The following is a 13,076-nucleotide window of genomic DNA, read 5'->3' on the forward strand; positions in this document are numbered from 1 at the left end:
GATTTCGACAGAAAAGCATCGCGGGCAAGCCCGCTCCTAACGGTTGCGTCGACCCTTCCACCTGATTTGATCAGGGGTTAGTCTGCGCAGCGAATCCCTCGTTGTGGCCCGCGCATGTACCGTCTTGATCTGAAAATCCGCCTGCATAACGGCTCTGACATTGCCATCGGCCCCGGCAAGGCTGAGCTGTTGGCGGCGATTGCCGAGCACGGTTCGATCAGTGCTGCCGCGCGCGCCATGGGCATGTCCTATCGGCGTGCCTGGTTGTTGGTGGAAACCATGAATCGCAGTTTCAAGCAGCCGCTGGTCAGCACGCTGGCCGGCGGTAAGCACGGCGGAGGCACCCAGCTCACCGCCACTGGCGAGCTGGTTCTGCAGCGTTACCAAGCCCTCTGCGCCGCCGCGTTAGGGGCGGTGCAGAGTGGCTGTGATGCGCTGGCTCAGCTGTTGGCTGAGCCCACCCCGCCCGCGTTATAGCTCTGCACGCAGCTGATGCGCCCCTCCATCTAGCGCCACCCGCAGTTGCCCTTGCGCGCAGTCGATTGGCTGCTCGTCGAGCCAGGCCTGGCGAATACCTTGGCTGCGCTGTGCGGGGTTATCGAGCTGAATCTTGAAGTGACTGTCACCCAGCGTTATTTGCGCGCTGAAGCCTGGCCAGTCGGCGGGTATGCAGGGGTTAAGCAGCAGCCAATCGCCCTCGCGGCGAATACCGAGAATGCCTTCAACGCCGGCGCGGTACATCCAGCCGGCGGCACCGGTGTACCAGGTCCAGCCGCCTCGGCCGATGTGTGGGGCCACCGCATACACATCGGCTGCCAGTACATAGGGCTCAACCTTGTAGCGTTGGCTGGCCTCTGGGTTAAGGCTGTGGTTGATCGGGTTGACCAGATCAAACAGGGCGAAGGCTTGCTGCGCTGAGCCGAGCCGGCAATAGGCCAGAATCGCCCACATCGCCGCGTGGCTGTATTGCCCGCCGTTTTCGCGCAGGCCTGGCGGGTAGCCCTTGATATAGCCGGGCTCCAGCGGTGTTTTGTCAAAGGGAGGGGTGAATAGCAGGGCGATGCCGTCGTCCTCGTGGACCAGCTGGCGTTGCAGCGAGGCCATGGCCATATTCGCGCGCACGGGGTCGGCACCCTCGGACAATACCGCCCAGGACTGGGCAATGGAGTCGATCTGGCACTCCGTGTTCTGCGCTGAGCCGAGCCAGGTGCCGTCATCGAAAGTTGCGCGGCGGTACCATTGACCGTCCCAGGCATGCGTCTGCAGCGCGCTGCGCAGTGCCTCGGCATGCGCCTGCCAGCGCGCCGCGCGGGCGCTGTCATGCACTTCGGCATAGGGCGCAAACAGGGCGATGGTGCGCAGCAGCAGCCAACCCAGCCAGACGCTTTCGCCCTTGCCGTGTTCGCCGACGCGGTTCATGCCGTCGTTCCAGTCACCGCCACCCATCAGCGGCAGCCCCAGTTCGCCGGTCAGTTGCAGGCATTGATCCAGGCCGCGGGCGCAGTGCTCAAACAGCGAGGCGGGCGCATCCGCTTGCATGGGTTGGAAGAACGCATCGTGCTCGCCGGCCGCCAGCTGTGGGCCTTCAAGAAAATCCACGGACTCATCGAGAATCGCTGTATCCGCCGTGCTCTGGATGTATTGGGCCGTGGCGTAAGCCAGCCACACCCGGTCATCGGAAATGCGCGTGCGCACGCCCTGGCCGGAATGCGGCAGCCACCAGTGCTGCACATCGCCTTCCACAAACTGACGGCCTGCTGCACGCAGAATGTGTTTGCGAGTTGTCTCCGAGCTGGCAAAGGTCAGCGCCATGCCGTCCTGCAACTGATCGCGAAAGCCATAGGCGCCGCTGGCCTGGTAGAACGCCGAGCGCGCCCAGATGCGGCACGCCAAAGTCTGATAGAGCAGCCAGCCGTTGAGCATGATGTCCATGGCGCGGCTTGGGGTTTGCACCTGAACGGCGCCGAGCAGCTGCTGCCAGTGCGCCTGCACTTCGGCCAGCACGGCGTCTAGATCGGCCTGGCGGTAGTGCTTGATCAAGGCGCTGGCTTTTTGCTCGCTGGCGCATTGGCCGAGTAGCCAGAGCACTTCCTTGCTTTCTCCGGGCTGCAGCTCCAACTCGCATTGCAGTGCCGTGCAGGGGTCGAGCCCCGCACCCAGATTGCCACTCAGTGCTGTTTGCCGGGCGAGGGCCGCCGGTTGCGCGAGGCTGCCGTTACGCCCGATGAATTCGCAGCGGTCGGCGGTCCAACTGCTTTGCTGGCCACCGAGGTCGCTGAAGGCGCTACGCCCGGCGAAGGCAATGCTCCAGCGGTTGCGTACCAGGATCGCGCCCGTGGCAACGTCCTGCCGGCTGACGATAAACGGTGCGCTGGCCGCCCGCGTGGTGCCCAGCACCCATTCGGCATAAGCGCTGACGCTCAAGCGTCGCGGGCGGTCGGAGAGGTTGCGCAAGGTGAGTCGGGAAATCTTGATCGGGTCATGCAGGGGCACGTACTGCAACAGCTCCATGGCAATGCCGCCGGCCTGATGGCTGAAGCGGCTGTAGCCAAAGCCATGGCGGGCTTCATAGTGACCGCTGTCGCGCAGCGGCTGGGCGGTGGGGCTGAACAACGCCAGGCTGTCCTCGTCGCGCACGTACAGGGCTTCGCCGGGCGGATCGCTGACCGGGTCGTTGGACCAGAGCGTGAGCTGGTTTTCCCGGCTGTTGCCGGCCCAGGTGTATCCGCTGCCTTCGGCCGATGCCTGAAAGCCGAACTGCGCATTGGCGATGACGTTGATCCAAGGCGCCGGGGTGTTGCTCCAGGCGTTCAGACGCACCACGTACTCGCGGCCATCGCGGTCGAAACCGCCCAGGCCGTTGGCAAACTCGAGCATGTCGGGTCGCGGTTTGGTGCGTGCTACGGCGATGTGCTGCGCGCTGTAACTGTCGGCGCTGGCTTCGGGTGGCGTGGTGATGGGCTGGATGCGCGCCAGCTGCTCGGAGACAGGCCCGCGATGGGCCATCAGCAGGACCCGCGCCACGGCTTGCAGACTCTCCCGGAACTCGCCACTGAGCAGGTCCGCGCGCAATACAAATACCGAGCCTTGCGCCAGTTCGGTGGCAAAGCGCGGGCGTAACTGGCTGCTGCGTACGGCGGTTTCGATGGCGATCTGTAAATCCTGTTGGTAGGAGGAGGCGTGTTCATTAACGATCACCAGATCCACCGCCAAACGCTTCATCCGCCAGTATTCGTGGGCGCGTAGCAGTTGCCGCACCTGGGCGATGTCTTCGCTGTCGCTAATGCGCAGCAGCACAATCGGCAAGTCGCCGGAGATGCCCTGTGACCACAACCCCGCCTGGCTGCCAAGGCCGCGCAGCAGGCTGGCAGTCGGGGCGCGAAAGCGTGAATCGGCGTACAGGATGGGCGCTGCCAAACGCTGAAAGTCAGCAGCTTCGGCAGCATGCATATCGAGGTGGCGCAGCTCCACCTGAGCCTGAGTCCAGGCCAGGGTTTTCGCCCGCTCGAAGGCACTGCGGTCATGGTGTTTGTCGATCAGGTCGAGCAGCGCCTCCCGCGAGGGCGCCACCAGCGTCCAGAAGGCCACGCGGGCGATTTTCCCCGGGCCTACCAGGATGCGCTGGCACAGCGAGAAGATGGGATCGAGTACCGTACCCACGCTGTTGGACAGGTGCTGACCCTGGCGGATGACCGCCGCGGCATGCAGTGCGCAACTGCGCCCGAGAAAGCGCGCGCGGTCGGTTTCGTACTGTGGCTCTGCGCTCAGCTCACCTTCCACCACGGCAAAGTGCGCGGCCCAGATTGGTTGCTCGCTGGCGCTACGTGGACGACGCGTGGCAATCAGGGCGGCAAAGGCGGGCAGGTACTCGGTGACCACAAACAGCTTGGAGAACGCCGGGTGGGCGTTGTCGCTGGCGGCGCTGGCCAGCACCAGTTCGGCGTAGGAGGTCAGTTCGATTTCCCGCGTTACCCGGCCGCTGTTGGTCAGCGAGACGCGGCGTACTTCACCGTCATCTTCGCCGGATACCAGAATTTCCAGGACGGTAGTGAGGTTGCCATCCTGGCGGTTGTAGCTGGCGTAGTCCTCGGCGAACACCACTTCGTTGTAGGGCATGCCAGTGCTGGGCTGCGCGCCAATAGACCAGCGGCTGTCGTTTTGCGTGTCCCAGAGGAAGATGAACGAACCATGGTGGTCGCGGGTGCTGTCTTCCTGCCAGCGGGTGATGGCGATGTCGCGCCAGCGGCTGTAGCCCGCGCCGCTGGCGGTGAGCATCACGCTGTAGCGGCCGTTGCTGAGCAGGTGGGTAACTGGCGGATTGCCGTTTAAATGGTTGAGCCGACGCTCGCTCGGTTGGGCGCAGTCGGTATCTGTCGCGCAGGCGCTGACTTCTTCAGCGCGCGGGTGGGCGACGGCCACATTGCGCGGCATGCGCTCTTGCAACAGCAGCTCGCAGGCCTGAATCATCGGCTCGCGGTGGAAGCGCTCGCGCATCTGGCTGCCATGCAGGGTATTGGCGATGGCGACGATGCTCATGCCCTGATGGTGGGCCATAAAGTTGCGCACGATGGCGAAGGGCTGACCCTCCGGCAGGCGCGAAGGGGTGAAATCCAGCGCTTCGTAGTAACCATAGCGCCCCAGTGCGCCCATCTCGGCCAGGCGCTGGTAGTTGGCGAGCGCGGCCAGCGGGTCGACCATGGTGGCCAGCCCGGTGGCATATGGGGCAATCACCCGGTTGGCGGACAAGCCGCGTTTGAGGCCCAGGCCCGGTACGCCGAAATTCGAATATTGGTAGGTCAGCTCCAGGTCGCGGGCGTTGTAGGCGGACTCGGAGATGCCCCAGGGAATGCCCAGCGCGTGCCCGTAAGCCGCCTGGCGGGCCACTACCAAGCGGTTGGTCTGTTCCAGCAGGCTGCCGGACGGCGCACGCATGACCAGTGACGGCATCAGGTATTCGAACATCGAGCCGGACCAGGAGATCAACGCTGAGCCGTTACCCAGTGGGGTGGCGGTACGGCCCAGACGGAACCAGTGGCGGGTGCTGACATCACCTTTGGCGATGGCGAACAGGCTGGCCAGCCGTGCCTCAGAGGCGAGTAGATCATAGCAGCTGCTGTCGAGGCTGTTGTCGCTCAGGCAGAAGCCGATCGACAGCAGTTTGCGTTCTGGTTCCAGCAGGAAGGCAAAGTCCATGGCCATGGCCATGCTGCGCGCCTGCTCGGCGACGGCACGTAAATTGTTGTGCAAGCCTGTGCATTCCGTGTCGCTCAGCTGTGCGTCGTGCTGCAGGTCGCCCAACGCCTGAGTCAGCGCCTGCAACCAGAACAACAGGTCGGCGGCATGCTCAGCACTGTCGAGCGAGGTCAGGCCACTGGCGAGCTGAGCGGCCTTGTCGCTCAGGCGCAGTAGCGAAGGCAGCAGGCTGGGCAGTGGCTGCACACCCTGCAGCGCGGCGTCGATCTGCTGCAGGAGTTCACCCAGTTGCTGACCCCGCTCGCTGCTAGTGGCGGGCATAGCCGCCAGGGTGGCGCTGGCCAGCTGCAGGTTGTCGAGCAGACCCTGGCGGGCGTCAGCGCTGACGGGGACCTTGAGCCATTCTTCGCAGGCATTGGCGACCACGAGCAAATGCCCGGCCAGGTTGCCGCTGTCCACCGATGACACATAGGCCGGTGCCAGCGGGCGTAGGTCCTGGGTGTCGTACCAGTTGAAGAAGTGGCCCCGGTGGCGCTGCAGTTGCTGCATGACTGCCAGGGTCGCCTGTAAGCGGGCGAGGCTGCGCTGGGTGCCGGCCCAGCCGAAGTCGCGTGCCGCGACGGCGCATAGCAGGTACAGGCCCATATTGGTTGGCGAGGTGCGGTGAGCGATAACCGCTTTGGGGTCTTCCTGGAAGTTATCCGGCGGCAGTTGATTGTCTGCTGTGCTGACGAACGTTTCGAAGAAGCGCCAGGTGCGCCGAGCAATATGGCGCAGTTCGCGGGTTTGCGCAGGGTCGATGAGCAGGCGTTTGGCCACGCGCGGCGAGCGACTGACCAGCAGGGCGATTGCGGGTGCGCTAAGCCAGAGCAGGGCGAAGGGCAGCACCAACGGCCAGATGGTGGGTGACCAGAACAGTGCAGCGGCGACCAGCAGCAGGCCGAGCAGTGTGCCGCCGGCCATGCCAGCGTAGAAGCCAAGCAGCTTCAGGCGCGGCCGGATTGCCGCTTGCGCAGCAGTGGTCCATTCCAACAGGTGGCGATGGCTGATCAGCAGGCGGAACAGGGTGCGGATGATGGCATCCAGCATGCGCCAGCTCTGGTCAGCGAGAAAGGCCAGGTTCAGCCCACTCTGTAGCAGGGCCAGCAGCAGATCGTCGCGTAACTTGCCCAGGTGGCTGCTCCAGAGAATCCCGGCGCGTGCTGGCAGCAAGCCAAAACACAGCGGTAGCAGCGCAGGGATCAAGAGGCTGGCAACCAGTATCAAGCTGGCAGTCAGTGCGGCGGGCAGCGGCAGCAGCCAGCTCAGGCCCAGTGCGGCCAGGGTGGCGGGGGCCAGCAGGGAGCGGCGCAGGTTATCCAGCATCTTCCAGCGGCCGATGCTCGGTAACGCCTGCTTGCCGCGTATTGGCCCGAAAATCCACGGCAGTAGCTGCCAATCGCCACGCGTCCAGCGATGCTGGCGCTTGCTGGCGACGTCGTAGCGTGAGGGGAATTCCTCGACCACTTCGACATCCGAGGCCAGGCCAGCGCGGGCGAATACACCTTCGAACAGGTCATGGCTGAGCATGCTGTTGTCCGCGACGCGCCCGGCCAATGCGGCTTCGAAGGCATCGATGTCGTAGATGCCCTTGCCGGTAAAGGAGCCTTCGCCAAACAGGTCCTGGTACACGTCGGATACGGTAGCGGCATAAGGGTCCATGCCACCGGGGCTGGAGAATACCTTCTGGTACAACGAGCCCTCGCGCTGCAAGGGCAGCGACGGTGTGACCCGTGGTTGCAGAATCGCGTAGCCGCCGATCACCCGCTGCAGCTGCTGATCGAAGCGTGGTCGGTTCAGTGGGTGGGCCATCTTGCCAATCAGGCGCAGGGCCGCATCACGCGGCAGGCGGGTGTCGGCATCCAGGGTAATCACATAGCGCACATCGCCAGGGATGCGCTGGCTCAGCCCTGGGACTGGGACAAAGCTGGTGTCTTCGGCACCGCGCAGCAGGCGGTTGAGTTCATGCAGCTTGCCGCGTTTACGCTCCCAGCCCATCCAGACGTTCTCGCTGGGGTTGAACTGGCGGCGACGGTGCAGCAACAGGAAACGGCTGCCGGCTATGCCTGGGCCATAACGCAGGTTGAGTTCGCCGATGGCAGCGCTGGCTACCTGCAGCAAGGCGTCGTCTTCGGGGCAATGTTCCTGCGTGGCATCCAGGCCGTCGGTGAGCAGGGCGAAACTCAGGTCGCCGCTGTGTCCGGACAGATGGTGCACTTCCAGGCGTTCAATCTGCTCCAGCAGGTCTGCCTCGCTCCCCAGCAGGGTTGGAACCGCAATCAAGGTGCGCAGGTTGCTGGGCACGCCGTCAATCAGCTCCAGCCCCGGCAGGCCCATGGCGCCGAAGTTGGCGCTGACGGCGCGGTTGATCAGCGCAGTGGCCACTTCGCTGGCCGGCAGAAAGCCCAACACGCCAAGCGCCAGCAACCAGCCAGCCGTTACGCCCTGACTGGCCAGGCAGTACAGCACCACGCCGAGCAGCAGGCTGGCCAGGCCAACAATCGCGCCGACATAGCCAGGCATGCCGAGGTGCAGATGCCCCCGGTTGATGCGCAAGCGCAGCGTTGGGCGAAAACCGATGCGCTGTTCCAGCGCCAGGCGACCTTCAGCGATCAGGTGGTAGCCGGGGTCACTGAGGCGTGGGTCGTGTTTATCGGCGTGGCTGGTATGCGCCTGTTGCGCCGCCAGCAAGGCCTGTTCGGCAACGTCCAGCTCGGTGCAGGTGCTGCCACGGGCCAGCTGCTCGATGGCGCTGCGGTATTGGTTGCGGTTGGCAAAATCCATCGCGGCAAAGTCACTGCCGGTGGCCAGGCGTGCATCCACCAGGCTGACGTTCTCGAACAGCAGCGCCCAGTCGATGGCGGAGATCAGGCGCATGCTGGTGATGATATTGCGCACCGTGAGGTTGGAGGCGCCCTGACGTTGCAGCGCGTGCTGCACCACCTCATCGATGCTGCTACCTTGGGCGTGCAGGCGTTCTTCCAGCCAGCCCAGGGCGGGTGTGGTGAGGGGGTCATGGTCGCGCAGGCGCTTGGCCAGCTGCGCGGCAAAGGATTCACCCAGCGGCGCTCGGGTACGCTCACTGAGTTCCTTGTCGGCGAGTGTGTGCGTTGCACCTTGGCTGAGCAGGCGACTGGCCAGGGCATCCGCATCGTCCCGTGCGCGACGCCCGGCACTAATCTGGTCGGCCAGGCGTCGCAGGTTTTCGATCAGCACGATGCGCAGGGTGATCGCCACCGCCCACAGCTCACCAATAGTCAGCGGCTGTACCTGCTGATAGGCGACGAGGTAGCGCTGCAGAATGTCTGGGTCAAAGTGGCTGTCGGTGTGGGCGATAAAGGCCCAGGCCAGGCCCAGCACCCGCGGATAGCCGGCAAAGGGGCCCGTGGCCAGTTTCGGCAGTTGGCGGTAATACCCGGGCGGCAGGTCATCGCGGATTTCGCGGATCTGTTCTTCGACCAGGTGGTAGTTGTCCAGCAGCCATTCCGCCGCCGGCACCACGCCACGGCCGTTGGCCAGCTCGGCTGCGCTGGCGCGGTAGGCGGCCAGTAGCACTTTGGCGTTGTCATTCAGACGTCGGTGCAGTGACAGCACCCGCGGCGGCTTAGCGCTGACCGTTTGCGCGGCGGCCAGGGTGCAGGCGTGCTGTTCGAGGCGTTCGATGCCGAACAGCTCCTCGCGAACCGGGGCGTGATCCCGCCATGGCGAAGGTGCAGCGGCATGGCTGAATAGAGCAGTGAAGACTGAGATCATAGGGCGCGGTTCCAGCCATCATTGGCATGCGCGACGGGTGTTGAGGTACGCAACCCGTCTGGGAGACCGCGACAGCGGACCTACGAAGTCACGATTACTGTGCCCCCTGTTGCTTCGTCGTGCTGGTTTTGCCTATTGGCCGCTATGGCTGGTGTGGCCGGCCAACACTCAAGACCCGGGTACCGCGATGGTCGGGATGAGCCTGCACCATCGGGAAGAATGCTGTCGCAGCATTGTCGTCACCCTACAGCGCGTCGCCTGTTCGCCTCTGTTCGTTAGCGGACATAGCCGCAAATGGTTAAACAGAGAACCAGTCTACGATCTAGCGAGCTAGAGCCATGCAAGGCGCTACGCCAGTAACAGCCAGCGGCTGGTCAAAACAGGCGAGGAGCGGACTGGGCTCGCACGCGAGTGTACGAGTTGTACATGAGCATTACTCGTTTCACTCGCCCTTCGGGCCGCGCTGAAGCGCGTTAGCCGCAAGCGGCTTGCTGAGCCTGTTTTTAACGCCGCAGGGCCGACGCGCAGCAGATCGTTGGCAGGTTCTTAGCGCAGCTGCGCTTCGGCCAGCGTCAGACTGCGCGGAATACGCGTGGCATCCCAGTGCTGGCTGGCCCAGCGCAACAGCTCTGTAGGTTGGCCATAGCTGGCGCCGTCCGGCAATGTTTGACCGAGGGCGCGCAGGGCGCGGATTAGCAGCGGGGTGGCCTGATCGGCCGGCAGCGGGGGGGAGCGGTAGGATTTCCCCAGTTTGTGGCCATCGGGCTGGGTGATCAGCGGCACATGCAGGTAGCGCGGTTGCGAGAAGCCCAGCAGCTCCTGCAGGTACAGCTGGCGCGGGGTGGAGTCGAGCAGGTCGGCGCCCCGGACGATATCGGTTACGCCTTGCCAGGCGTCATCCAGCACCACAGCTAGCTGGTAGGCAAACAGACCATCGCGGCGCCGAATCACAAAATCGCCGACCTCGCGGCCCAGTTGCTGACGGTAATCGCCCTGCACCCGATCAATAAAGTGATAGGTCAGTTCCGGTACGCGCAGACGAATCGCCGCATCCGCAAAGCCGTGGCCAGCATTGCGGCAAGTACCGGGGTAGATGCCGTTGCTGCCTTCCAGTTGTTTGCGTGAACAGGTGCAGGCGTAGGCCAGGCCCTGGCTGAGCAGGCGATCGACCAGGGCTGCGTATTCGCTGTGGCGTTCACTCTGGCGTACAAGCTCGCCATCCCACTCGAAGCCGTAGCTTGCCAGCGCTTTCAAGATCGCCGCTTGGGCACCGGCCACTTCACGGGGCGGGTCGAGGTCTTCCATGCGCAGCAGCCAGCGGCCGTTTACCGCGCGCGCGTCGAGGTAGGACGCCAGGGCAGCGACCAGAGAGCCAAAGTGCAGATAACCGCTGGGGGTGGGGGCGAAACGCCCGATGTAGGCAGGTGTGTTCATGCGCAGGTGTCACAGAAGGGCAGAAACAACAGAGGGTGCCGAAGCACCCTCTGGGTCAGATCAGGAACCGACCTGTTTTTCTTTGATTTCCGCCAGCGTCTTGCAGTCAATGCACAGGGTGGCGGTTGGGCGGGCTTCGAGTCGGCGGATGCCGATTTCTACGCCGCAGGAATCGCACCAGCCGTAGTCGTTGTCTTCAATCAATTGCAGGGTTTCGTCGATCTTCTTGATCAGCTTGCGCTCGCGATCGCGGGCGCGCAGTTCCAGGCTGAATTCTTCTTCCTGGCTGGCGCGATCCGCTGGATCGGGGAAGTTGGCTGCTTCGTCCTGCATGTGGTGCACAGTACGATCAACTTCCTGCATCAATTCCAGCTTCCACTTATTGAGGATGCCGGTGAAGTGGGCGCGCATTGGGTCGCCCATATATTCTTCGCCTTTAGTTTCTTTATAAGGCTCAAAACCACGAGTCAGTTGGCTGCTTTTTGCTTTTGCTTTGGTGGGCATGGATGACCGCCTCTCACTCTTCTGATCCACTGCGCAGGACGGTGTCCCTTGCCGATTCTACGTCGAGTAGAACTGGCCCTGCGGCTGCAAGCGGGCGAACTTACCAGAACAACTCAGCCTGCGCTACTCCCGGTTGTCGAAGCCGTGTCGGGTATGCTTTAGAATCCGCGTCTTATTTCAGATCAAGGCAGCCCAATGGCCCAGTCCTACAGTGCGCGCAGCCGCGCCATAGAACCTTTCCACGTGATGGCGCTGCTGGCTCGGGCCAATCAGCTGCAGGCTGAAGGCCATGATGTGATTCACCTGGAAATCGGCGAGCCGGACTTCACCACGGCCGCGCCGATTGTCGCCGCCGGCCAGGCGGCACTGGCCGATGGACACACCCGTTACACCGCCGCGCGCGGCCTGCCAGCGCTGCGTGAGGCGATTTCCGGCTTCTACGCCGAGCGTTATCGCCTAAGCATCGACCCCGAGCGCATTCTGATCACGCCGGGCGGCTCTGGCGCCTTGCTGCTGGCCACCAGCCTGCTGGTCGACCCTGGGAAGCACTGGCTGCTGGCCGACCCGGGCTACCCCTGCAATCGGCATTTTTTACGTTTGGTCGAAGGCGCCGCGCAGCTGGTGCCGGTGGGCCCGGAGGTGCGTTATCAGCTGACGCCCGCGCTAGTGGAGCGGTATTGGGATAAGGACAGTGTCGGCGCGTTGGTAGCGTCGCCGGCCAACCCCACCGGCACCTTGCTCAGCCGTGATGAGCTGGGTGGGTTGTCCCAAGCGCTGAAAGCCCGTGGCGGGCATTTGGTGGTGGATGAGATCTATCACGGCCTAACCTACGGCGTGGATGCGGCCAGTGTGCTGGAAGTGGACGACGAAGCCTTTGTACTCAATAGCTTCTCCAAGTACTTCGGCATGACCGGCTGGCGCCTTGGCTGGTTGGTCGCACCGCCGGCCGCCGTGCCGGAGTTGGAGAAGTTGGCGCAAAATCTCTATATCAGCGCGCCGAGCATGGCCCAGCACGCCGCATTGGCGTGCTTCCAGCCGCAGACTCTGGAAATACTCGAACAGCGTCGCCACGAATTTCAGCGCCGCCGCGATTTCCTCCTGCCGGCGCTGCGCGAGCTGGGCTTCAAGATCGCCGTGGAGCCAGAAGGGGCCTTCTATTTATATGCAGACATCAGCGCCTTTGGCGGTGATGCTTTTGCTTTCTGCCAGCACTTCCTGGAAACCGAGCATGTGGCCTTTACTCCAGGGCTGGATTTTGGCCGCTACCTGGCCACTCAACATGTGCGGTTTGCCTACACCCAGGACTTACCGCGCCTGCAGCAGGCGGTGGACCGGATCAAGCGTGGCCTGAACAGTTGGAAGCCCCATGCAGTTTGATCCGCCGCTGGAAGAGGGGCGTTTGCTGCGCCGCTACAAGCGCTTTTTGGCTGATATTGAAACGTCCAGCGGTGAGCTGCTGACCATCCACTGCGCCAATACCGGCTCGATGCTCAACTGCATGAGTGAAGGCGCGCGCATCTGGTTTAGCCGCAGCAACGACCCCAAGCGCAAGTTGCCGGGCACCTGGGAAATTGGCGAAACGCCGCACGGGCGCCTCGCCGTGATTAACACCGGGCGCGCCAATGCACTGGTGGAAGAAGCCCTGCGCGCCGGGTTAATTGCCGAGCTGAACGGCTTTACCAGCCTCAAGCGCGAAGTGCCGTATGGCCAGGAGCGCAGCCGTATCGACTTTCGGTTGGACTACCCAGAGGGGTCGGCGTTTGTCGAAGTGAAGAGCGTAACCCTGGGCTTCGCCGACACGCGTGTTGCCGCGTTTCCCGATGCACGCACCGAGCGCGGCAGCAAGCACCTGCGTGAACTGGCCGCGCTGGCGCGTGCGGGCATTCGCGCGGTGCAGCTGTATTGCGTCAACTTGACGGATATAGAAGCCGTGCGCCCAGCCGAGGAAATCGACCCGGCCTACGCCGCCGCCTTGCGTGAGGCGGTGAGCGCCGGTGTGGAAGTGCTGGCTTACGGCGCGGCTATTAGCTCGCAGGGTGTACAGCTGAGCAAGCGTTTGGACGTGCGTCTGTAGGAGGCGCTTTAGCCGCGAGCTTTTGCTGTTTCAGGCAATGCTTTTGGCGGGCACGGCCCCTGAGGCAAGGGCCGAGGTG

At 63.7% G+C, this 13,076-nt stretch carries 6 protein-coding genes; 3 read left to right on the plus strand and 3 right to left on the minus strand.

Annotation, left to right across the window (positions count from 1 at the left end; all coding sequences use genetic code 11):
• Positions 1 to 114 precede the first annotated feature (114 nt).
• Positions 115 to 477 (plus strand): winged helix-turn-helix domain-containing protein, encoded by a 363-nt coding sequence (locus tag ACEPAJ_RS06600; RefSeq protein WP_425914215.1) that lies wholly within the window; start codon positions 115 to 117, stop codon positions 475 to 477.
• On the opposite strand, the gene ACEPAJ_RS06605 is transcribed toward ACEPAJ_RS06600, so the two are convergent.
• The 3 genes from ACEPAJ_RS06605 to dksA all read right to left on the minus strand — a co-directional run bounded on the left by ACEPAJ_RS06605 (position 472) and on the right by dksA (position 10,923).
• Positions 472 to 8,985 carry a GH36-type glycosyl hydrolase domain-containing protein gene (locus ACEPAJ_RS06605; RefSeq protein ID WP_425914216.1) on the minus strand — a complete coding sequence of 2,838 codons (8,514 nt, stop codon included), beginning with the start codon at positions 8,983 to 8,985 and terminating at the stop codon, positions 472 to 474. The genes ACEPAJ_RS06600 and ACEPAJ_RS06605 overlap by 6 nt on opposite strands.
• A 546-nt stretch (positions 8,986 to 9,531) precedes the next feature.
• Positions 9,532 to 10,419, minus strand: a complete 888-nt coding sequence (gene gluQRS / locus ACEPAJ_RS06610) for a tRNA glutamyl-Q(34) synthetase GluQRS (RefSeq protein ID WP_425914217.1) — start codon at positions 10,417 to 10,419, stop codon at positions 9,532 to 9,534.
• Between the two features lie 60 nt (positions 10,420 to 10,479).
• The gene (gene dksA / locus ACEPAJ_RS06615) at positions 10,480 to 10,923 is read right to left on the minus strand and encodes an RNA polymerase-binding protein DksA (protein WP_425914218.1); all 444 of its coding nucleotides are present in this window, start codon (positions 10,921 to 10,923) and stop codon (positions 10,480 to 10,482) included.
• Positions 10,924 to 11,118: 195 nt separating this feature from the next.
• Between dksA and ACEPAJ_RS06620 the strand changes: the two genes are divergently transcribed.
• Positions 11,119 to 12,300 carry a pyridoxal phosphate-dependent aminotransferase gene (locus tag ACEPAJ_RS06620; RefSeq protein WP_425914219.1) on the plus strand — a complete coding sequence of 394 codons (1,182 nt, stop codon included), beginning with the start codon at positions 11,119 to 11,121 and terminating at the stop codon, positions 12,298 to 12,300.
• A complete protein-coding gene (sfsA, locus tag ACEPAJ_RS06625; RefSeq protein ID WP_425914220.1) occupies positions 12,290 to 12,997 on the plus strand; it encodes a DNA/RNA nuclease SfsA in 708 nt (235 codons plus the stop codon). The genes ACEPAJ_RS06620 and sfsA overlap by 11 nt, the downstream gene beginning before the upstream one ends.
• Positions 12,998 to 13,076: the final 79 nt, after the last annotated feature.

Source organism: Pseudomonas sp. GWSMS-1, from assembly GCF_049847425.1.
Lineage (GTDB): Bacteria > Pseudomonadota > Gammaproteobacteria > Pseudomonadales > Pseudomonadaceae > Aquipseudomonas.

Coding starts and splice junctions, on each gene's coding strand:
- ACEPAJ_RS06600 (WP_425914215.1), top strand. CDS start 115: ATGTACCGTCTTGATCTGAAAATCCGCCTGCATAACGGCTCTGACATT.
- ACEPAJ_RS06605 (WP_425914216.1), bottom strand. CDS start 8,985: ATGATCTCAGTCTTCACTGCTCTATTCAGCCATGCCGCTGCACCTTCG.
- gluQRS (WP_425914217.1), bottom strand. CDS start 10,419: ATGAACACACCTGCCTACATCGGGCGTTTCGCCCCCACCCCCAGCGGT.
- dksA (WP_425914218.1), bottom strand. CDS start 10,923: ATGCCCACCAAAGCAAAAGCAAAAAGCAGCCAACTGACTCGTGGTTTT.
- ACEPAJ_RS06620 (WP_425914219.1), top strand. CDS start 11,119: ATGGCCCAGTCCTACAGTGCGCGCAGCCGCGCCATAGAACCTTTCCAC.
- sfsA (WP_425914220.1), top strand. CDS start 12,290: ATGCAGTTTGATCCGCCGCTGGAAGAGGGGCGTTTGCTGCGCCGCTAC.